Origin of the sequence: Saltatorellus ferox (genome assembly GCA_007751475.1) — a bacterium.
Classification (GTDB): domain Bacteria; phylum Planctomycetota; class UBA1135; order UBA1135.
The window spans coordinates 3,136,157-3,157,618 of record CP036434.1 but is presented as its reverse complement, the minus strand read 5'-3'; the positions used below and the strand labels follow the sequence as shown (position 1 = coordinate 3,157,618).

The following is a 21,462-nucleotide window of genomic DNA, read 5'->3' as shown; positions in this document are numbered from 1 at the left end:
CGCCCGCTCACTCGAACAGCGTCAGGTGATAGATCACCAGCGCCGTGTACGCCGCCGTCGACAGCCCCAGGCCGAAGCGCGCCAGCTGGAAGTTCTTGTGCAGCGTCAGCACCAACAGCGCCACGCCGATCAGCACCGCCTTCAGGAACACGAAGCCGAAGCAGCCCGTCTTCAGCATCGCCGCTGCCACCGGGTTCACTTCGACGCCGCCCGCCTGAAGGTGGACCATCGTGAAGAAGCTGTCGCCGATGTTCATCAGCGCGACCCAGAGGACCCAGAAGAGGACCCAGGTCGAGTAGACGTCGACGTAGCTGCCCTCGGCCTCCTCGCCGCGCTGGATGGTGGCCCGCCGGCCTCCCCGGATCGAGAAGCGCGAGAAGCGCGGCGTCGGCGCCATGCGGCGGTCCGGATGGGTCCGACGGCGCGTGGCGGCCTGGACCGGCGGGTCGAACGGATTCGAGCCGGAAAGCGACTGGACGTGGGACGGTGGAGGAGCCATCAGTGTGGCATCGACCCATCGGGGTCCGAATCCGAAGTCGTAGCAAGAATCTCCGGGGGGAAGGGGCCCGTCCGAGCCCCTCAGTCTCGCCCGGAGACGCGCCGGGCCAGCTCGTCGAGCACCACGGTCGCGTAGGAACCGACCGGGAGATCGAACGCGATCCAGACCGCCTCGTCGCGCCATTCTTCGGTCAAGGCGCCGCCGAGCGCCGCCGTCAGAGGCCGGCGCGCGCCCCGGGGCCGCAGGCCGCCAGGATTCGCCAGATCCGCAGGGGTGAGCCCCTCCGCCTCCAGCGCCGCACGCTCGATCTCCCCGGGAACTCCGGTGGCCGCCTTCATATCGGCCGCCCAGATCGGTCCCGTCACGATGGTCTCCCCGGACGCTTCACTGGGCCCATCACTGGGCCCAGTGATGGGCGCTGGCAGCTCCATGAGCTCCGAGTGCCTTCCGTTGGCCGCGCGGACGATGTCCCCCACGAGCGGCGTCGCGAACGTCTCGTCCGCCACGCGCCGCTCGAGCACTTCGTTGAACATCTTCGCCTGGAGGATGGCCAGGTGGAACGAGCGAGACCGCTGCGGAACCGCCCGCACCAGCTCGCCGAGATCGTCCGGGCGGCGCCGCGCCAGCGTCCTCGCGACCGCCCGCAGGTCGTCGGTGAGCGAGCGAACGAGCTCGGTCGCGCGCCGGAGCTCGCTCGGGTTCCCCTCGCGGATCCTGCGCAAGAGCTCGTGGGCGGCCTCGGTTTGCGGGCCGCGCGCGCACTCGTCGGCAAGGCACTGCAGATACTCCATCGGCGTGCCCTTCACGAGCGCGCGGCCGAGCGCCATCCCGCCGCCGCCGCGGCCGAAACGCTGGTCGCCGTAGGCGTTGGGCACCCCGGTGCGCTGAAGCGAAGCCAGCTCGTCCGCCAGCCGATCCCGCGTCTCTTCCTCGACACCTGTGAGGCGAAGGTGGAACCGATTCCCGGCGAGCTGCCCCACCCGCAGCTTCTTCCTGCACCGATACGGGTTCCGGATCTGGATCCCGTCGAGGCTCAGCGAGAGGAGTTCATCGATCGAAACGTGCTCGATCGACATGCGCTGGCGCGTGACCGCCACCGCGTCCTTCCGGCCCGCGAACGCGATCTCCTGGGGCTGTCGATTCAGCGCCCGGGCCAGTCTGCGCGTGGCGTCGGGGGTCGAGATCCCTCGCTTCTCCATCTCGAACCAGACGTGGGTGCCCGACGGATCGGGCTCCTCGACGTCGAGCGGCAGCTCCTCGACGATGAAGTCCTCCGGGCGCGCCTTGAAACGGAAGGGTCGCGAGAGACTCGGATCCACTGGATTCGAGTAGCCTTCTGTCTCCCTCGCAGCTCCGCCGTTCTTCGGGGGCGGGGACGCATCGTCGTTCAACATCATCGCGGGCCGAGCGCGCTCCAGGCGGCTCGACGCGGGATGATGCACCATCGGAGGGCCCCGGCGTATGCGTCGACTCCCTGGAGAATCGAATTCGTTTCAGATCGGGTGAAAGTCTCGCCCGCTACGCGAGGATCTCCTTCACCACCCTGGGCCCCTGGGCCGGACCGATCAGGCGCTGCTGCAGCCCCTGGTAAGGGAAGCGGAAGGTCTCGGGGTCGAAGCCGAGCAGATGGAGGACGGTGGCCTGGAGGTCACGCACGGAGACCGGATCCTCGTGGATGGACGCGCCGAGGTCGTCCGTGGACCCGTGGACGTGCCCGGCCTTGACGCCTCCACCGGCGACCCACATCGAGAAGCAGTCGGGCTGGTGATCGCGTCCGAGGAACTTCGATCCGCCCCGCGCTTCCAGCATCGGCGTTCGGCCGAACTCACCGCCGAAGAGCACGAGCGTATCCTCCAGGAGGCCCGTGGCCTCGAGGTCCCGCATGAGCGCGGCGATGGGCCGGTCGATCTCGCGGCACTTCATCGGGAAGTGCGTGATGAGGTCGTCGCCCTTCCCGGTGCCGTGGATGTCCCAGCCCCAGTCGTAGAGCTGGACGAAGCGCACGCCCTCGCGCAGGAGGTTCCGCGCGAGCAAGCAGTTGTTGGCGAACGAAGCCTGACCGGGAACCGCCCCGTAGGAGGCGAGCGTCTCCGGGGACTCCATCGACAGATCCGTGACCTCGGGCACGGCGACCTGCATCCGGTAGGCGAGTTCGAACTGCGCGATCCTCGCGAGCGTTTCGGGATCGCCGTGCCGCTCGTGGTCGCTCCGGTTGAGGTCCCTCAGCGCGTCGAGCATCCGGCGCCGCATCGGCCGCGACAGGCCCTTGGGATCCGACACGTAGAGCACTGGGTCGCCGGCGGATCGCAGCCGCACGCCCTGGTACTCCGAGGGCAGGAAGCCGCTCGACCAGAGGCTCTTGCCCCCCGTCGGATCGCTTCCGCCGGAGACCATCACCACGAAGCCCGGGAGGTTCTCGTTCATCGAGCCGAGGCCCCACGTGGCCCACGACCCCATGGACGGCTTGCCCACGTTCTGATTGCCCGTGTAGAGCAGCATCTCCGCCGGCGCGTGGTTGAACTGATCCGTGTGCATGGACCGGATCACCGTCACGCTGTGGGCGTAGTCGCGGAAGCCGGGCAGAAGATCGGAGACCTCGATCCCGAGCGGGTCCACCCTCGACGTGCGATGCGGCGAACCGAGCAGCTTGGGATGCCCCTTGATGAACGCGAGCCGCTTGCCCTCGATCAGCGCCTCGGGGCAGAGGGTTCCATCGAGTTCGTTCAGCTTTGGCTTCGGATCGAAGGTCTCGTGCTGGGGCGGAGCGCCCGACATCGAGAGGTAGAGGACGCGCTTGGCGCGGGCCGGAAGCGGCGGCTTCTTCGGCGCGAGGGCCGACGCTTCCTCTCCCCCGGACGCCCCCATCGCAGAGGCCCCCATCGCGGAGGCCCCCATCGCGATCGCCCCCAGCGAGAGCCCCTGCCTGAGGAAGGTGCGCCGCGTGGCGGCGGCGAGATCGTTGCGTGCTTGACCCATCGTCATTCCTTGGTGAGAGCTCGGTCCAGGTTGAGGGCGGCGCTGGCCACGAGGGTCCAGGCCGCTCGCTCCGGGGGCGAGAGCGTCTCCCCCACCGACGCATGACCGAAGTCCATGGCCGCGTCCGGGTCCACTTCGAACGCCAGGAGCGCGTCCGCGTGCAGTGCCTCCAAGATCGCCACCTGGTCGGCGGCCGGAGGCCGGCTGAGACAGAACCACAGCATCCGCTCGATCACGTCGGAGGGCTTAACGCTCGCGTCGTCGCCGCCGCTTCCCGTAGCTTCCAGCGAACGCCGCGCCAGCGCCTGGCTCGCCTCGACGAACACCGGATCGTTCAGCGTCACGAACGCCTGCAGCGGCGTGTTCGTGGGGATGCGCTGGACCGTGCAGCTCTCGCGGCTCGGCGCGTCGAACGTGGCCAGCATGGGATAGGGAACCGTCCGGCGCAGGAACACGTACAGCCCCCGGCGATAACGATCCTCCCCTTCGCTCTCCATCCAGCTGCGCTGGCCGTTGAATGCCGCCTGCCAGAGCCCCTCGGGCTGTGGCGGGAACACCGACGGGCCGAAGCGCTTGTGGGAAAGCAGCCCCGACGCGGCGAGCACGCTGTCCCGCACCATCTCCGCTTCGAGGCGCTGGCGCGGATAGCGCGAGAGCCAGACGCCCTCGGGGTCCTTGTCGACGTCCGTTCCGCGCACGTCCGACGACTGCCGGTACGTCCGCGTGTGAACGAGGGTCCGCAGAAGCGCCTTGTGATCCCAGCCGCTCGTGCGGAACTCGACGGCGAGCCAGTCGAGCAGCTTCGGATGGCTCGGAAGCTCCGCCTGGGAGCCGAAGTCGCCTTCCGACGGGACGAGCCCGCGCCCGAAGAGCCTCGCCCACACGCGATTCACGGTGACGCGGGAGGTGAGCGGATTGACGTCCGACATCAGCCACTTCGCCAGCGCGAGGCGATCGGGCTCGACGCCGTCAGGGAGCGGCGGGAACACCGCGGGCACGGCCGCCCGGACCTCGTCCTCGGGCTGCAGGAAGTTGCCCCGCGTCAGCACGTGGGTGGTGCGCCGCCGTTCGGCGGGCAGCTCGACCATGACGGGAGTCGTCGGGACGCGAATCGCCTCCAGGCGAGCGCGCGCCTCGTCCCTCTGCGCGACCAGCGCCAGGTAGTCCGCATCGTGGGCCAAGATCGCCTCGAGCGCGGCCTTCGACTCGGCGGCGTCGCGATCCTCCGCGACCTTGCGCAGGGCCGATTCCGCCGCGGAGGAAAGCAGCAGCGGCTCGTTTACTTCGGCGGACGTCGAGAGCCGCCACTTGCCCAGGAGATGCCCGCCGAATTCCTGGGCGAGCGTGACGTCCCATCGGTAGTAGCCTGGCTCCAGCGCCGGCAGAGCGAAGACCGCCGCCTGACCCGCTCCCTGCCCACCGCCGATGGCCCAGCCGTCCTCGCTCCCAACGATCCCGTCCACGGCGCGTGCGGCGTCGAAGCCCTTCTGCTCGTGCGTCGCGCCCAGGGCGCGCAGCAAGAGCGGCTGCCCCACCACGGGGCCGACGTCTTGGAACGGGTCGGCATCGGGGACGAGTCCGTCTCCGGCGGGCGCAGGCGCAAGCGCGGAGCGCCACACCTCGGCGCCGCCACCATCCAGCAGCACCACCCGGAACCCGTGAAGCCGCGACTCCAGCGTACCGTCCGTTCGGGGCCAAACGCGCACGCCGGAGACCAGGAGAGGCGCAGCGAGTTCCGCTTCCCACCACGGGTTCGCGCTTTCCGCCGTGTGCGTCACCGAGCCGAGTTCGTAGGAGCCCTCCGTTCGCCCGTCGACGGCTCTTCCCGCTTCGCCCCCGTAGCCCGTCGTGGACTGGCGCGCGTTCACGAGCGCGCCCGCCATCGGCGCGCCTTCCGGGCCGAGCAACTCGACCTCGGCGATCGAGAGGATCCGCGACTCGCCGGGCAGCTCGATCCGCACCGATGCGGCCTCGACGGGCGCGACGTCGATTCGCGTCGCGCGGAGCGCAAGATCCGTGAGGACGAAGTTGCCGTTCTCCGGCGCGAGGCCGGGGCCGCCGCGGGGCAGCGAGGGATCACTCACCGCGTCGAGGCGCAGCGCGCGCAGAGGCGCGGCTTCGGAGCTGAGCCAGGTGACTCGCTGGCGGGCACGCGCCGCGGTGTCGGCGTTGAGCACGGTGCCGTCGGCGTAGAGCCGCGCGCCCTCGAGCCCCCCAGGGACGTCGTCCGGCATCACGGGCGTCCAGCGCTGACGCGCGACGCGCTCCAGAAGCTGCCGTTCGCGCGCCAGCCTCGCTGGCGTGCCTTCGTTCGGCAGGCTCCCCCGAAGTCGGGCCTCTGCCTCGTCGAGGTCCTTCCGGGCCGCGTCGTACCGGACCTTCTGTTCGGGCGTCGGCGTCGCCAGTCGCGGTCGATCGTCGTCCCTGTCGGCGTCTTCGGTCTGGTTGAAGAGATCGAAGAGCTGGTAGTACTCGACGTGACTGATCGGGTCGTACTTGTGGCTGTGGCACTCGGCGCAGCCCGCGGTGAGCCCCATCCACACGGACATGGTCGTGTTCACGCGGTCCTTGACGGCGAGCACGCGGAACTCCTCGTTGTCCGTGCCGCCCTCCGTGTTCGTCATCGTGTTGCGATGGAACGCCGTCGCCAGGCGGGATTCGACGTCGGCGTCCGGCAGCAGGTCGCCTGCGAGCTGCTTCTCGGTGAACTCGTCGAAGGGCATGTTCCGATCGAAGGCGTCGATGACCCAGTCGCGGTAGCGCCAGATCTCGCGCAGCGGGTCGGAGCCGTGGCCGGAGGAGTCGGCGTAGCGAGCGAGGTCCAACCAGACCGCGGCCCAGCGCTCGGCGTAAGCGGGCGAGTCGAGCAGAGCCTCGACCGCCGCATCGTACTTGCCGGGATCGCGCGACTCCGCGAACGCGCGCGCGGCCTCCGGCTCCGGCGGGAGCCCCGTCAGGTCCAGCGACAGGCGGCGGAAGAGCGTGTAGTCGTCGGCTTGCGGCGACCAGTCGAGGCCCCGGGTCGCGTGCTGCTCCGCCACGAAGGCGTCGATCGGATGGACCCCCTCCGGCCCCGGGGTCTCCGGTCGCTCGGGCGCCACGAACGCCCAGTGCGGCGCGTACTCCGCGCCTCCTTCGATCCAGCGCCGCAGGACGTCGATCTCCCCGGCGTCGAGGGACTCGCCCGTGGACTCCGGCGGCATCGGATCGAACTCATCGATGATGCGAGCGATCATCTCCGAGTCGTCGGGGCGTCCGGGCAACACCGCAGGGAAGCCGTCGCGATCACGAGTCGCCGCCGCAAAACTGTCGAGCCGGAGGCCCGCCTCGCGCGTTTCCTCGTCGTTCCCGTGGCACGCGAAGCAGCGCCGCGCAAGGATCGGGCGGACCTCGGTCGCGAAGTCAGGACGTTCGGAAGCCGTCGAACTCACCGGCGACGGCAGCAGGATCAAGGCGGCAACCAGGGGAAAACTCATGCCCCAGAGGCTAACCGCCGTGCCCCGATCGCCGCAGCACCTCTTCGTAAACACGCAGGGTCTCGTCGACCATGACGTCCAGACCGAAGCGCTCGATGACGCGCTCGTGGCCGGCGGTCCCGAGGCGGGACCGCAGCTCCGCCGAACCTGCGAGTTCGACCATCGCAGCCGCCATGGCCGCCGCATCGTCCGGCGGCACGAGGCGACCCGTCGTCCCGTCCACGACGACCTCGGGGATCGCGGAAACCGTGGTGGAGAGAACCGGCCGGGACGTCGCCATGGCCTCCAGGAAAACGAGCCCGAGACCCTCCCAGCGGGAGGCCATCACGAAGACGTCCGCGGCGGCCATGAGCGACGGGACGTCGCGGCGAATCCCGGCGAACACCGCGGCGCCGCGCCCCTCCGCATCCGAGAGCCCGAGATCACGCGCGACCGCGAAAGCGCGCTCGCGCTCGTCCCCGAACGGATCATCGCCCACCAGTAGCAGCTTGATCGATGGGTTCGTTCGCCGCGCCTCCGCGGTGGCCGCGAGGAGCACCTCGTGGGCCTTCTGCCTCGCGAAGCGGGCCACGCAGAGGAAGACGACATCGCTGGCAGCGAAGCCGAACTCGGCGAGGATCGCGGCCCGGTCCACGGAGCGGGCAGCCTCTTCGAAGGGCGCTGGATCGAGGCCGTAGTACACGCGCGACTGGCGCGTCCGGGGCACGCGCCCCTTCTCCTCGATAAAGCGCCCCACGTGATCCGAGAGGACGATCGTCCGCGCCGGCACGCGACCGATCATGCCGTGGACGAGGCCCACGAGCGGGCGGTTCAGGACCTGCTCGTCGTTGTGCTTGCCGCTGAGGTAGCGCTTGCGCTTGCCCGCCAGCAGAACGGCAGCGGACGTGAGGGCGTCCGCCTTCAGGAGATGGGAGTGAACGAGGTCGCACCAGCCGAGCAAGCCGCGCAGCTTGATCGGAAACAGCGGGCCGCCAGGCACATGACGGACGTCGCTCGCGCCCGCCGCGCGAAAGTCAGGCTCGAGCGTCCCCTGGCCTTTCAGGTAGGCGACTCGGACCTCGTGGCCGCGTGCGACCTGGCCCTGTACCTGTTTGAGCACATGCATTTCGGCGCCGCCCACGTCGAGCGTCGTCAGGACATGGAGGATCCTCACGGTCGCCGCACTCCTGGAACGTGCGAGGCACCGAGCGCTTCCTGGTAGACGCGCTCCAGCCCCAGCACCATCGCCTCCACGGTATACACACCCTCGATGCGAGCTCGCCCGGCGCGACCGAGCACCTTGCGCCGCGACTTCCCTGCCATCAGCGCTCGGTTCAGCGCATCCCCGATCGCCTCGGCCGAGATCGCCTCCGCGAGGTAGCCGGTGACGTCGTCCACCACGAGGTCCGCGGCGCCATCCACGGGCGTCGCAACCACCGGGAGACTCGCGGCCATCGCCTCCAGCACCACGTACGGCATCCCTTCCCAGCGCGACGGCAGAAGCAGCCAGTCGACGGTCGCGAGGACGGACGGAACGTCGTCGCGCGGACCCGTGAACGCGACGCGATGGGCCACGCCCAGCGCGCGAGCACGCTCCTCCAGCTCCTCGGTATCCCCGGGGCCGACGAAGAGCAGCTGCAGCCCGTCGAGGTCCTCGCGCGCGATCGCTTCGATCGCGAGATCCTGGCCCTTCGCGGAGTAGACGAGGCCGATCACGGCCGCGATGGGAAGCTTCGGGTCGAGCCCGAACTCCGCCGGGTCCAGGGGCGCAGCGCCCTCGATACGCGCCGGGTTGACCCCGTTGGGCACGATCCGCACGACGCCTTCGGGCACGACCCCGGAGCGCTCCATCGTGACGGCTTCGCTCCCGGAAACGGCGACGATGCGCTGGGTCGACTTCGAGAGCGCGCGCTCGATCGAGCGGATCAGTGCGCGTTTGCTCCTGCCGAAGAGCGCCCCGAAGAGGAACGCGAACGTGTGCGGTGTGTGGACACGGACGCCGATGCCCGTCGACATCGACGCGCGCCGACCGAGGACGCCCGCCTTCGAGCTGTGGGTGTGGACCACGTCGGGCCGCCGCTCCCGGAGCACCCTTGCGATCTGGCGCATGTGGTTCAGGTCCTTGACCGGACGGATCTCACGCACCATCGGGATGCGGGTGACATGCACGCCCAGACGCTCCAGCTCCTCCAGGTCCGCCGCAAACCCCGGGTCACGAAGCGTCGACACGATGATCGACACCTCGAGACCGGCCCGAATCTGGCCGGCGGCAACGTCCACGAGATGGCGGCGAGTGCCACCGATCGTCGCTTCCATGACGTGTAGGACGTGCATGGTGAGGCAGTCGATGGTTCCGGAGCTGGAAAGAGCTCCGGGGGCTAGAAAGCGCCGGTGCCCTTGGCCACGGCGAACCCGGTGAGGGCGACGATCACGAGGTCCAGGAGGAAGGAGCGGTTCTCGATGTAGTAGAGGTCGTAGTCGAGGTTCGAATGGATCGCGTCCTGGCGTGCGTACGAGATCTGCCAGAGGCCGGTGATCCCGGGCTTCGCGCGGAGACGCTCGCGATCGACGGCGTTGTACGTCTCGACGATGAACGGCATTTCCGGGCGCGGGCCGACGACGCTCATCTCGCCCTTGATGACGTTGATGAAGTTCGGGAGTTCGTCCAGGGAGTACCGGCGGAGGATCCGGCCGACCTTGGTGACGCGGGGGTCGTTCTCGCTCTTGGGCGCCACGGCGTCGGTGCAGTTGGCCACGTGCATCGTGCGGAACTTCATCATGTCGAACGGTCGGCCGCCCTGGCCGATGCGTGTCTGACGGAAGAAGATCGGCCCGTCGGACTCGCGCCGGATGACGAACGCGATGACGAGGAACAGCGGGAGCGTGAGGAGCAGCACGAACAGGCTCACGCAGATGTCGAAGACGCGCTTGACCGCGAGCGAGGCGAGGGACTCCCGCCGCTCGGTTCGCGTGATGAGCGGGATCGAATCGAGGTTCTCGATCCGCACGTTGTAGGACATCAGGTGGTAGAAGCGCGGCACCACGTAGAAAGGGGTGCCGAGGGCGTCGAGCTGGGCGCAGAGGTCCATCACCAAGGCCTCCTTCGCCTCGGGCAGCGAGATGAAGACCTCGCCGACCTTGTGGCGCCCGAGGGTATCCTTGAGGTTGTCCGTCGTCGCGAGGACCTGGCCGCGACCGATCCAGGTACCGACCAGGGCAGGATCCGGATCGACGAAGCCGACGAAGTTGAGGCCAAGCGTGGGGACGTGGAGGAACTTCTCCTGGAGCTTGCGGCCCGTCCAGCCCGCGCCGATCACGAGGACGTTGCGGTTGCCGATGCCGCGCTGGTGCAGGCGCTGGATCACCCGGAACGACATGAACCGGCTGATCGTCATGAACGCGAGGATGAACAGGAAGGAGAGCAGCAGCGTCAGGCGGCTGAGTTCGTCGGGTTCGACGTTCAGGTCGACGGCGCCGTGGAGCCACAGGAGCGGCTCGTAGATCCCGCGGACGTCCTCGGCGGGAAGCGCGGCGTCCCGGAGGAAGAAAAGAAGCACGAGCACCACGAAGAACGCGAAGACGCTGCTCTTCGTGACGGCCTTGTACTCCTCGACGTTCAGGAGACTCTTGCTCGGGCTGTAGAGCCCGAAGCTGTGGAAGCAGACGAGGCAGACTGCCGCTGTGATGGAGAATACTTCGCGGTAGTCGGAGAGCGGCGTGGAGTAGCGAGGCGCGCCTGCCAGCTGATCCGCTGACGGACCTCCTGCACCCGCGGCCACATCCGAGGGCGCGGCCGCGATCGCCTCACCGGCCGTCCGCGCCATGTCGGCCACGGGACCGAGCACCTCGCTGGCGACGAGGGTTTCCCGGAGCCACCACGCCAGGAGACACGCCATCACGACCACGACCAGATCGATGACCACCTGGACCGAGAGGACCAGCGGCTCGAAGTTGCGGCGTAGAATCGTTCCGGCCGCGCTCATCCGGCGAGTGCCTCCCCCGCTGAAGATGCACCTGCTGAAGACGCACCTGCTGAAGACCGCACCGCGGACGACCTGCTGCCCTTCGCCAGCAGGGGCTGGTGAGAAGCCATCGACGGCCTACCGTTCTGGGGGGCGATTTGTGGGCACATGGGGTGGAAGCGACGTCTCGTCAAGGGACCCTGGTCGGCCCAAAACGTGACGATGAAAAAAATCGAAACGCAGCGCTGCGGAAGGGGGAAGTAGGAGATCTTCCCCGTGGAGTCTATCTCGGCAGGGCCCGAGGGGAAGATAGAGAGGCATTCACAAGTAAGGTCCTGGAGGAGAACCTCGCTTGCCTCCCCTTAACCGCCCGGAACGCTCGGGAGCCCACAGGAAAAACGGGCAATGTTTTCCCGGGGATCAGCCGGAGGGTCTGTCCTTCTCTGCATTCGAGTCTCCGAGGTCGGGCGCCAGGAGGGACACGAGGCTCGCGGCGGCTCGTCCGGCCTGGACGGGGTAGTGAAGATGGAACGAAGACGCGGTTCGACCGCGGCCGGTTGCCCGGTGGAGCAGACTGCGCTGTGCGTCCGAAATCACCCTCAGCGCGGCCCAGGGCACGCCGGAGCGGCTCGCCACCGCACCTACCGCCGCGGTCTCCATGTCCGCGACCGGGACGAGGCCCCCCTCCTTCCCAGGGGGAGATCCCGATTCGACCTGGCCGCGCGACCGGACGGCTCGCGCTCGACGAAGCCTCGAAATCCAGCGCAGAGCCGGTCTGTCGGCCGTCAGTGCCAGGCCGGCCAACCCGGGACAGGCCGCCATCCAGGGCTCCCAGAGCTCCCGGGCCGCGAGCGACTCCCGCCCGTCGCGAACGCTCAGGTCCCACTGGACCGCCTCCAGTAGGTGCACGAATCTCCCCACCCCGTGGGAGGGTGCCAGGCCACCGCAGGTCCCGACCACGAAGAGAGCCTCGGCGCCCGCCGAGATCAGCGCCAGCGCCGCGTGGGCGGAAGCGACCTTTCCGACGCCCGAGCAGGCGCTGAGGACTTCGATCGGACACCCGTCCAGCCGCGGCGCGTGAATCTCCACCCCCAGCTCGGCCCGTGCGCCGTGGCCTGGCTGGCCAGGCGACGGAAGAAAGTCCCCGAGTTCGCCCGGTAACGCTGCCAGTACGCCGACGCAGCGAAAGGAGGGCAGCGGACGATGTGGGACGTGTGGCGGGGCCTGCATGGGGAGGAGCTCCTCGGCTCTGATCGATACGGATGCAGCCTGGGGCCGCCGAGAGGGTAGTCTTTCGGCGTCCGCGACGCCCCGAACCGCCCAACTCAATGCTCATCTCTGTCACAGGATCGACCGGCTTCATCGGTCAGTACATCGTCAAGCGGCTTCTGGCCGACGGCCATACGGTACGTGCCTTCGTGAGGAAGGGGAGGAGCCAGGCGCTGATCGACCAGAACTTCCCCGGCGCTGCCGAGCGTTTGCAGTTCCACGAAGGGGATCTCACCCAGAAGGAAAGCGTTTCCGGGTTCCTGAAGGGCGCGGACTTCCTCGTCCACCTGGCAAGCGCCCACGACCACCTCGGGGACGAGATCATGCAGGCGGTCAACGTGGCGGGGACCGAGCACCTCGTGGCGGACGCCGAGGAGAACGCGGCCGAGAACTTCCAGTTCATCAACGTTTCGTCCGCCGTGATCGGGGTTCCCGTCTACAGCTACTACCGCGATTCGAAGCGCGTCCAGGAGAAGATCGTTCGTGGCTCCAGCCTGCGCTGGGCGTCGTTCCGACCAACGCTCGTCTACGGCCGCGGCGACTACCGACATACGGCTCCGCTCCTCCGGAAGTGCGGCGCCAAGAAGGGATCATTCTGGGTCTACCACGAGGGACTCTCGAAGCTGAACCCGGTCCACGTGGACGACGTCGTCGAGGCCATCGTGCGTTGCTTCACTTATGACCGCGGGCGCGAGGACTTCCGCATCTTCGAGATCGCGGGCCCGGAGGGTATTTCCTTCAACGATTTCGTCGACCTCACGATCGCCGCGACGGGTGGAGGCGTGAAGCGCCGTAATATCCCCAGGCGCTGGGTCGAGCGGGCGATTCTCTTCAAGGGCCTGTTCCGGGACGTCACCAAGGAGCGGCGGGGCGCGGGCTACTTCTCCTTGCACCATGACCACGACATCACGGCGGCGCGCGAAGAGCTGAAGTGGGAGCCGCGCCACTATTCCCAGGGCGTCAAGGACATCACGAAGGACGACTGGTGGCGCGAGGATCGATCGGCGACCGGCCACACCGAGAACCTCGGGATTTAAGTCTCTCAGCCCTCGGGCGACGTCCAGCGAGAAGATTCAGGTCATTTCGCCAGGGGGCGGAAAAAGCTTCTCCCTTCTCTTTCGTGACCTTCCCTCCAGAACACCGTCATCCTACGCCGATCCCTGTGCAAGCGCCCCACCGCGCTCCCCCATGCAGGACCCCGAGGCAAAGGAAATCATCGAACTGCTCAGTCGAGTCGCAGACATCAAGACGCGACTCCGACAGCTCGAATCCATTCGTAGCGTCGCCGAAACGGGCGGTATGGCTCCGCCGGACAGGCCCGCCCAGGGATCGCTGCTGAGGGCGAAGAACCACCTGGAACTGGCGCTCGAAGCGCTGGGCACGCCCACCTGGGGCTTCGCCTCGACGCCCGCGAGTTCCCTGAAGATCACGGGGTTCTACTCCTCGGATATCTACAAGGCGCTGAAGGACATTCGGTCCCGGACGCGCGGCGAAGGTGAAACCGAGTCGGCCGCCCAGTCGACCCAGGACGACGCCACCACCACCTCCGCGAACGGAAACCGGCGGGGAGCCCCGAGCGCGGGACGACGGAAGTCAGACCGGGTGTCTCATCACTGGAGTCAGAAGAGCAAGGCCAGGCGAAAGAAGGCCGATGCCCAGCGGGAATCCCAGGCGGACCCCGCGGAGGAGGAGCACCTCCAGGAGAGCGGTTCGCAGCACGCAGTCGCCAGGAGATCGACTCTCGCAAGCGCTTCCGACTCGAAGGCCCAAGGTGGTCGCAGCGATGAGGAAGGCGGCTCCAGCGTCTGGGTCCAGCACCGTGTCGATGAGATCCAGCGCGCGCTCACGGCGGCGTTCGGAGACGACGAGATCCTGCCCGACCTGGAGACGGCCCCCAAGCCTTTCGCTGCCCCCGAGTTCATCGGCAACACGGACGCACTCTCGATCCCCGAGCTGATCGGTTTCTTCCAGCTTCAGGGCAAGACGGGCGTCCTCACGATCGACGCGCGCCACGAGCAGTTCACGCTCGAGTACCTGCGCGGCGAACTCATCCATGCAGGAAGCTCCAGCTCACCGGATGGCCATCGCCTCGGCGAGGTTCTCGTCAAGCTCGGTCACCTGACGGAGTCCAAGCTCGAGCGCTTGCTCGCTGGCAAGAGCGACGCAGAGCGGCTCGGCGACGCTCTCCGACGCGGCGAAGTGGTCGGCGAGGACGCGCTGGCCCAGGCGCTTCAGTATCAGATCCAGAACATCTTCTACCGCCTGTTCGACCTGGGAGGCTGTCGCTTCACGTTCCGCGAAGGACTCGAAGGCGAACCCCGAGCACGCGTGCGCTACAACGTGACGCGACTGCTCCTGGAGACAGCGCGCCACCGCGACGAACTCGAGGGCTCGGCCGAGCGCCGGGCTGGCTAGAAGCCTCTATTGGGCCGTGCGGATCAGCGTGTAGTACGCCGTCGCATGCAGGAGCGGGAAGCCGTCGTTGGCGCTCTTCACGCCAGCCATCCCGAGCTCGTGCACGTAGCCCTCGCGTAGCCCGCTGACGGCGAGGTCAACACCCAGCCCGTCCTCGTGCGGCGTGGCACCGGTGACCTCGAGTTGGCGCCGATCCAGTTCGTCGCTGCCGTACTTCTCGGACGCCTCGTACGTGTAGCTCTCCAGCGAATAGCTCAGGACGTTCGCGCACGACTCGGGCTCGGCCCTGTGCGTGAAGCGAATCCGAAAGCCAGACCCATCAGGAGTGAGCCGAACGCTCAACGCCTCGAAGGGCACCGTGCCCGAGAAGTCGATCCTCTGCATTCCTTCGGTGATCGGTCCCTTGGAACCCCATCCCCGATCGGACTCCCCCACGAGGAGAGCCCCGCTCGGCGTGAAGGCCAGCCGGATCACGCCCGAGGCCAGCCCGTCGCGGAACCGGAAGCAAGCGCCCTGCCAGTGGCCGCGAACTCGCTCGAGGTCCACGCGGAACACGGCCGCTTCGTACTGATCCCCGACGAACATCTGGCCGCTGAACGGTCCGAACGCGCCGCCGGTCTCATCCCAGACGAACCCTGACGGACTGCGGCCAATCTTGTCGTAGGGAAACCAGACGGCAGGCATCTGGAACTTCGGATAGTCCCCCGAGCTCGCGATCGTCGCGTACAGCTCTCCCTCCGGAAGCGCCTTGGGCTCCGTGAAGGTCCACTCCGCCTTGCGGGTCGATTCGATGCCGTGGGGATGGCCGTGGTAGCTCCCCGGGTGAAGCAGGCTGAGCTTGCTCGCACCGCACCACTCCCCTTGGTTGTCCGTATAGAAGACCTCACCCCAGGGAGATGTGTTGACCCCGGCGGGGGACCGCAGACCTGCGCACATGGGCTTCACGCGGCCGTCTGGCATGACCTTCAGCGCGAATCCGCGCCAGTCGACTTCGCCGAAGGGCTGCGGCCCGAACGGCTTGTTCGTGGTGATCCAGTACGCGCCATCGATCCCACGCGTCGGGCCGAAGTTGTACTCGTGGTAGTTGCCGCTGATATCCCACCAGTCGCTGATCGTATCCAGCGTCTCGAAGAGACCGTCACCTTCGGAGTCCACCAGTCGCCCGAGCTGGCCCCGGCAGGCCACGGCCACGGAGCCGTCGGGTTCGGGCAACAGGCCGAGTGGCTCATGAAGGCCCTCGGCGACGCGCGTGAAGACCGGGGTCGCCGCTGGCTTCGGCCCGGCAAATCCATCGATCCCCCAGACATCGCCGCGTCGGGTCGCGGCCAAGACACGGGGTCCGGCGGGCCCCGGAACGACGCAAAGTCCTCCCACCTCCAGCGTGATATCCGCGGGAATCTTGAGCTGCGTGACGGGGTAAGACAGCTCCTCTCGCACGCGCTTCATGCGCGTGTCGCCGGGAGCGTTCTCGCCGCCAGAGCCAGCCGTTTGCGCGGCTGCACTCGCACCGAGGGCAAGGGCTGCCAGGGAGAAAGGAAACCAGATGGCCAGCTTTCGTGGAGCGGACCGCCGGAAAACGGACGAGGCCAGGAAGGACGACCGCGAAGCGGAATCTGAGTTCGCTACCACGCAAAGCTCCATGAGAAGGTGCCAACCAGATCCCCGGAACCATCGTTCGCGGGAGCCATCAAGACGGGAATTCGAAGTTCGATCATTCGCGGACCCGGACCATCGCTGTGCTGATCCGACCGACTCACGCCGCGGACGCGCGCATCGACCGAGGGCCGACCGGCCCCACCGCTGCCGAATGCCGCCGCTTCCTCGTACTGGGGCTCGACCAGCTTCGCCGTGCGCACGCTGTCCGCATCCAGCTGGTAGAGCGGCCAATCGCCTCCGTTGACGCGCCACTTGCCGGTGCCCGCTCGCTCGAAAGTGCGCGCCACAGCGACGCGGGCCACGATCGACTGCCCCACGCCGCTCCGCGGCATCCGCACCTCGAAGGAACGCTCCAGTCCAAGGTGCTCATCCGCGGCCGCCTGCCTGGAGATCTGAGTTCCCACCATCGCGGGTCGAATCGTCTCCGCCACCCGCAGGTCCCCGACGGTGTAGCGCATGGTGACGGAGCCATCTTCGCCGACCGTCCGGCCCAGGGAGCGCGTCACCAGGCCCGCTGGATTCAGCTCGCCACGCGGCTCGGTCCACTCTCCGTTCAGGCGATCCATCGGCGAGATCGCGAAGCCTGGAAGGAGGTCGACGACATCGCTGGACCCGGGCTTCTCGAGAGCGCCAGCGCGCCCCTGCCACGTGCCCATGGCGTTCAGGAAACGACCGCGCCACGCCTTGGCCAGACGGCCATTCTCCACGTCGAACGCGAAGTGAACCCCCGTGGGCGTTCCCACGCAGAGCACGCTCGGCGATACGCCCTCCATGAACACGGAAACGAGACGCAGGCTCTCCGAGGCATCGACCTCGTACGCCCACGGTCCCGTATCCAGCCCAGGCGGCGGCGCCATGGACCGACGCTCCCCCAACCAGCACCAGAGCGACTGAATCTGCGCGTCGATATCGCCACCGGCGATGTCCTGGATCGGGCTCTCCCCGTCGACCCAGAACGTCGCCATGCGCGACGCCATATCCACGCTGCTCGGATCGCGTAGAAGATCGTGGAACCACTCGTACCGCAGTCGCCGGTGCATGACGCCCATGTCGACGGCCTGGACGCCGAGACTGCGCGTCCCCAGGAAACCATGGCACTGAACGCACCCGAGGCCGCCGCGGTCACCGGCGAGTCGGCGACCCGCGTCCTTGTCCGTCACGCTGCAGTTGAAGTCACCTCCGGCTTCCTCGTTGGTCTGAACGAGGGAGGCGGCGGAAAGGTCGGCGGCCTGGAGCTGCTCCGCGAGGCGCTCCACGTTCTCGACCCCCATCATGGGCATGCGCGTGTGAAGGTAAGGGCGCACCTTCTCGATCCCGCTGACGGCGGCGAGCAGCACGGCGGGACGAAGCTTCCGGCCCACCTGGGTGAGCGTTGGCGGAAAACGGCCCTGATCCCCGAGCTCCGCGTCCTCGTTGCCCGTGAAGAGCGGCATCAGCGACGGATGAACCCCACCGACGCCATCGCGGCGGTGGCAGCCGTAGCAGTTCCGGCGCGTCATGTGACGCTCGACCGCCCGCACCGGGTCGGCCGCGTCGACCGCGATGCTGTCGGGATCCACGAACGCCGAGAGCAAGAGACCGACGGTGTCCGGCTCGAAGTTGAATCGACGCCCGGCGCGGAGACAGATCAGCACGCCGGGACGAGTTCCCTGGAGCTGAGCGAGCGAGGGCGCTGACGACGGTGGCGCCTCGCCGGAATCGAGGACGCCGACGTGACAGGTGGCGCAACCGAGCTTCGAGAAGGCCTCGCGACCGCGCTCCGCGCGAACGGGGTCCATGACGAGCGACGTGTCTTCTGCGGGAAGACCATCACGGGACAGCACCTTGTACTCCAGAGGCCAGTGCGACAGAGCCGTCGCGGGGATCGCCTCGCGCTCCGTTGCGCCCGGTCGAACCCACTCCACCTTAAGCGCCTGCCCGCCCTCCGCTTCGAAGTACTCGAGGACGATCGGGTGCAGGCCAGCCTCGAGCGTGATCGATCCAGAGGCCTCTCGCACCGGGTGAACTCCCCCGTTGTCCAGCAGCAGCTCGCCTCCGATGTAGAGCCTCGATCCATCGTCCGAAGCCACGTGGAACGTGTAATCGCCCGCTGTTTCCAGGTCGATCAAGCCACTGAACCGGAGAGCGAATCGGTCATCGGGGAGATCCGCATCGAGTTCGAATCCCCGTGAGGCGCGCTCGCCCGTGACTCCGCCCTGCCGCAGAAGTTCGAAACCGACCCTTCCATCCTTCTGGGGCTCGAAGACCTGCATCCACACGCCGGGTCGGCGCTCGAAGGAACCGTCGACCCGCTGGGCCGATTCGCGCAGGAGATAGGCAGCGATCGAGCGCGCCTCGACCGGATGGAGCGACATCGACGGGCAGAAGCCGCCGGGGCGCTGGGCGACCGGGTCCAGCAGGTAGCGCGTGAGATCCGAAAGCCCCCCCTTCTGCGCGAGGTCCGCGGGAATGCGCCGATAGTTCGGTTCGAGGACGCCCGGCGGCAGGGGCTGGTCCACCGCTTCCGACTCGGTCGCCGGCTCCATCTGGGTGAGATCCACGAGCGAGTAGCCCAGGTCATCGAGGCTCTCCTGGGGCCCGTGGCACACCGCGCAACCGACCTCGTGGAAGAGCTTCCTCCCTGTCTCCAGGGCAGCGATGCTCGAACTCTCCACCGGGATCCTCACCTTCCTCGGTCCGCTCCTGGACTGAAGGAAGTGAGTCAGGTCCAGGGCCACCGAGTCCCTGGCGTTCTCCGGAATGGCGATCAGCTGGTGGGGATGCGTGGTCCCCGGTCGAGTCGCGCGTGGGTCGAGAAGGAAATCCGTCACCCATCGCGGATTCGTGCGGAGCGTGACGCCGTCCAGCACGGGCGGAACCGCCGGATCGAGCTTCGCACGGATCGAGGACTCCGGCGCGTGGCAGCTCAAGCAGTCGAAATCCGCCAGGAGCGACTCCACCGGCGGAATCAGCTGCGAGCGGTTGCGCGAGGCGGCCACCGGGACCGTCGAGCGACTCCTCTCTTCCGCGACCTCCGCGCCAGGGTCCTGGCCTTGCTGGACCTGGCCTTGCTGGGCCTCGCCTTGCTGGGCCTGGCCGTCCTGGACCCCGCCAGCTCCGGCCGCAACGCCGCCGAGCAGGGATCCAAACGCCAGTAGAGCGCCGCTCCCCCAGGCGACGGTCCCACGATGGAGATGATGTGTCTGGCTCAAGCCGGGCCTCCTGCGCGGAGTTCGTCGAGGATCGTCGGATCCTCCAGCGTCGTGGTGTCCTGGGTGACGTCGTCGCCGGCGGCGATGGCTCGTAGCAACCTGCGCATGATCTTTCCGCTGCGAGTCTTCGGCAGCCGCGTGGTGATTCGAATCTCAGCTGGCCGTGCCAGCTTGCCAATCTCCGTCGCGACGTGGTCGCGAAGCTCTTCGACGATCGCCTGGACGTCCTCCACGCTGCCCGTGGGAATGACGAACGCGACGATCGCCTCTCCCGTCAGATCGTCCGGCCGCGGGACGACCGCAGCCTCGACCACGGACGGGTGACTGACGAGTGCGCTCTCGATCTCCATCGTCGAAAGCCGATGGCCGGATACGTTCAGGACGTCATCGACGCGCCCCATGATCCAGAAGTTGCCCTCCGGATCCTTTCGTGCGCCGTCTCCGGGGAAGTAGAAGTGCGGCTTGCCCGCGTGCTCCCACTTGGACCAATAGGTCTCACGGAAGCGCGCCTCGTCGCCCCAGATCCCGCGGAGCATGCTCGGCCACGGCTTGCGAATGGCCAGCAGCCCGCCCTGACCGTCGGGAAGCTCTCGGCCGTTTTCATCGACGATCGCAGCATCGACGCCGAAGAACGGCTGAGTTGCCGATCCTGGCTTCGTCGCGGAGACACCGGGGAGCGGCGTGATCATGATGCCGCCCGTCTCCGTCTGCCACCAGGTGTCGACGATCGGGCATCGACCGCCTCCGACCTTGTCCCGGTACCAGATCCAGGCGGCCGGGTTGATCGGCTCGCCGACGGTACCGAGCAGGCGCAGGCTCGAGAGATCGTACCTCTCGACGTGCTCGTCGCCCCACTTCATGAAGGCTCGAATGGCGGTCGGCGCCGTGTAGAAGACACTGACCTTGTGCCGTTCGCAGATCTCCCAGAAGCGGCCCTCGTGGGGTGCGTTCGGCGCGCCTTCGTACATGACCATCGTCGCCCCGTTCGCGAGGGGGCCGTAGACGATGTAGGTGTGGCCGGTGATCCAGCCGATGTCAGCCGTGCACCAGTAGACGTCGTCTTCCTGCAGATCGAAGACGAAGCGGGTCGAGAGGTAGGCGCCGACCATGTAGCCGCCGGTCGTATGCACGATCCCTTTCGGCTTGCCGGTCGATCCTGAGGTATAGAGCAGGAACAGAACGTCCTCGGAGTCCATGGGCTCGGGTTCGCACTCGTCGCTCACCTCCATCAACTCGTCGTGAAGCCAGAAGTCGCGCCCCTCCGTCCAATCGACTTCGTTGCCGCAGCGCTGGACGCACAGCACGGTCTCCACGGGGCTGCCCCCCTCCGTGGCCTCGCACTTCGCGATCGCTTCATCCACGGCGGGCTTGAGCGGGAGGACCGTGCCGCGGCGCCACCCACCGTCCGCCGTGATGACGGCCTTGCAGCCTCCGTCGAGGATCCTGTCTTCGAGGGACGTCGCGCTGAATCCGCCGAAGACTACGGAGTGAATCGCTCCGATGCGTGCGCACGCGAGCATCGCCATCGCAGCCTCGGGGATCATCGGCATGTAGATCGCCACGCGATCCCCCTTCCCGATCCCGCGCGCTTTCAGCACGTTGGCGAAGCGGCAGACTTCGCCGTGAAGCTCCGCGTAGGTGAACGTACGGATCTCTGGCCCCCCGTCGCCCATCGGTTCGCCCTCGAAGATGAGCGCCACCTTGTCCGCGCGCTCTGTCTCGAGATGCTGGTCCAGGCAAACGTGGGAAGCGTTGATCTTACCCCCGCCGAACCATTTCGCCACGGGAGCGTCGCTCCAGTCGAGCACCTCATCGAACGGCTCCAGCCAGGGCAGCTCGCAGGCGATCCGCCCCCAGAACCGCTCGGGATCGTCGATCGACTGACTCCACATCCGCTCGTATGTCTCCCGGGTTCCGATGCGGGCGGCCTCGGCGAAGGATTTCGGAGGATGGAAGGAGCGGTTCTCGGCGAGAACGGACTCGATCGACTCGGACTTGGGGTCGGACATGTGGATCGTGCCGGGCTGGCTTGCGGGGGG

General features: G+C 67.8%; 13 protein-coding genes. 2 read left to right on the top strand and 11 right to left on the bottom strand.

Going from position 1 to position 21,462, the window contains the following annotated elements:
* Positions 1-7: 7 nt before the first annotated feature.
* From Poly30_RS11245 to Poly30_RS11210, 8 genes are all read right to left on the bottom strand, one after another.
* Complete coding sequence (locus Poly30_RS11245) at positions 8-499, bottom strand: DUF5658 family protein (RefSeq protein WP_145197268.1); 492 nt, start codon at positions 497-499, stop codon at positions 8-10.
* A gap of 80 nt (positions 500-579) precedes the next feature.
* Positions 580-1,944: a tRNA pseudouridine(13) synthase TruD gene (truD, locus tag Poly30_RS11240; protein WP_145197266.1), complete on the bottom strand. Its 1,365-nt coding sequence runs from the start codon at positions 1,942-1,944 to the stop codon at positions 580-582.
* 73 nt (positions 1,945-2,017) lie between these two features.
* Entirely contained in the window at positions 2,018-3,475 is a 1,458-nt protein-coding gene (locus Poly30_RS11235) for a DUF1501 domain-containing protein (RefSeq protein ID WP_145197264.1), read from the bottom strand.
* 2 nt (positions 3,476-3,477) lie between these two features.
* Positions 3,478-6,951 carry a DUF1553 domain-containing protein gene (locus tag Poly30_RS11230; RefSeq protein WP_145197262.1) on the bottom strand — a complete coding sequence of 1,158 codons (3,474 nt, stop codon included), beginning with the start codon at positions 6,949-6,951 and terminating at the stop codon, positions 3,478-3,480.
* Positions 6,952-6,961: 10 nt separating this feature from the next.
* On the bottom strand, positions 6,962-8,104 hold the full coding sequence (locus Poly30_RS11225) for a glycosyltransferase family 4 protein (RefSeq protein WP_145197260.1): 1,143 nt from the start codon (positions 8,102-8,104) through the stop codon (positions 6,962-6,964).
* The gene (locus Poly30_RS11220) at positions 8,101-9,264 is read right to left on the bottom strand and encodes a glycosyltransferase family 4 protein (RefSeq protein WP_145197258.1); all 1,164 of its coding nucleotides are present in this window, start codon (positions 9,262-9,264) and stop codon (positions 8,101-8,103) included. Before Poly30_RS11220 ends, Poly30_RS11225 begins: the two co-directional genes overlap by 4 nt.
* 44 nt (positions 9,265-9,308) lie before the next feature.
* Entirely contained in the window at positions 9,309-10,913 is a 1,605-nt protein-coding gene (locus Poly30_RS11215) for a sugar transferase (RefSeq protein WP_145197256.1), read from the bottom strand.
* Positions 10,914-11,312: 399 nt separating this feature from the next.
* Entirely contained in the window at positions 11,313-12,122 is an 810-nt protein-coding gene (locus tag Poly30_RS11210; RefSeq protein ID WP_145197254.1) for a 5'-methylthioadenosine/S-adenosylhomocysteine nucleosidase family protein, read from the bottom strand.
* A 98-nt stretch (positions 12,123-12,220) separates the two neighbouring features.
* On the opposite strand from Poly30_RS11210, the gene Poly30_RS11205 reads away from it, so the two are divergent.
* Both Poly30_RS11205 and Poly30_RS11200 read left to right on the top strand, forming a co-directional pair.
* Entirely contained in the window at positions 12,221-13,198 is a 978-nt protein-coding gene (locus Poly30_RS11205; protein WP_419191255.1) for an NAD-dependent epimerase/dehydratase family protein, read from the top strand.
* A 151-nt stretch (positions 13,199-13,349) separates the two neighbouring features.
* Positions 13,350-14,576, top strand: coding sequence for a DUF4388 domain-containing protein (locus tag Poly30_RS11200; protein WP_145197250.1), 1,227 nt, complete (start codon positions 13,350-13,352; stop codon positions 14,574-14,576).
* A 6-nt stretch (positions 14,577-14,582) separates the two neighbouring features.
* Here the strand turns inward: Poly30_RS11200 and Poly30_RS11195 are convergent, their stop codons facing one another.
* The 3 genes from Poly30_RS11195 to acs form a co-directional block, all read right to left on the bottom strand.
* Complete coding sequence (locus Poly30_RS11195) at positions 14,583-16,022, bottom strand: hypothetical protein (RefSeq protein ID WP_145197248.1); 1,440 nt, start codon at positions 16,020-16,022, stop codon at positions 14,583-14,585.
* Positions 16,023-16,198: 176 nt separating this feature from the next.
* Entirely contained in the window at positions 16,199-19,423 is a 3,225-nt protein-coding gene (locus tag Poly30_RS11190; RefSeq protein ID WP_145197246.1) for a PA14 domain-containing protein, read from the bottom strand.
* Positions 19,420-21,432 carry an acetate--CoA ligase gene (gene acs, locus Poly30_RS11185; protein WP_145197244.1) on the bottom strand — a complete coding sequence of 671 codons (2,013 nt, stop codon included), beginning with the start codon at positions 21,430-21,432 and terminating at the stop codon, positions 19,420-19,422. Before acs ends, Poly30_RS11190 begins: the two co-directional genes overlap by 4 nt.
* Positions 21,433-21,462 lie beyond the last annotated feature (30 nt).

Bases quoted from the DNA above. Each gene is read 5' to 3' on its own strand.
- Poly30_RS11245 (WP_145197268.1), bottom strand. From the start codon at position 499: ATGGCTCCTCCACCGTCCCACGTCCAGTCGCTTTCCGGCTCGAATCCG.
- truD (WP_145197266.1), bottom strand. From the start codon at position 1,944: ATGGTGCATCATCCCGCGTCGAGCCGCCTGGAGCGCGCTCGGCCCGCG.
- Poly30_RS11235 (WP_145197264.1), bottom strand. From the start codon at position 3,475: ATGGGTCAAGCACGCAACGATCTCGCCGCCGCCACGCGGCGCACCTTC.
- Poly30_RS11230 (WP_145197262.1), bottom strand. From the start codon at position 6,951: ATGAGTTTTCCCCTGGTTGCCGCCTTGATCCTGCTGCCGTCGCCGGTG.
- Poly30_RS11220 (WP_145197258.1), bottom strand. From the start codon at position 9,264: ATGCACGTCCTACACGTCATGGAAGCGACGATCGGTGGCACTCGCCGC.
- Poly30_RS11215 (WP_145197256.1), bottom strand. From the start codon at position 10,913: ATGAGCGCGGCCGGAACGATTCTACGCCGCAACTTCGAGCCGCTGGTC.
- Poly30_RS11210 (WP_145197254.1), bottom strand. From the start codon at position 12,122: ATGCAGGCCCCGCCACACGTCCCACATCGTCCGCTGCCCTCCTTTCGC.
- Poly30_RS11205 (WP_419191255.1), top strand. From the start codon at position 12,221: ATGCTCATCTCTGTCACAGGATCGACCGGCTTCATCGGTCAGTACATC.
- Poly30_RS11200 (WP_145197250.1), top strand. From the start codon at position 13,350: ATGCAGGACCCCGAGGCAAAGGAAATCATCGAACTGCTCAGTCGAGTC.
- Poly30_RS11195 (WP_145197248.1), bottom strand. From the start codon at position 16,022: ATGAAGCGCGTGCGAGAGGAGCTGTCTTACCCCGTCACGCAGCTCAAG.
- acs (WP_145197244.1), bottom strand. From the start codon at position 21,432: ATGTCCGACCCCAAGTCCGAGTCGATCGAGTCCGTTCTCGCCGAGAAC.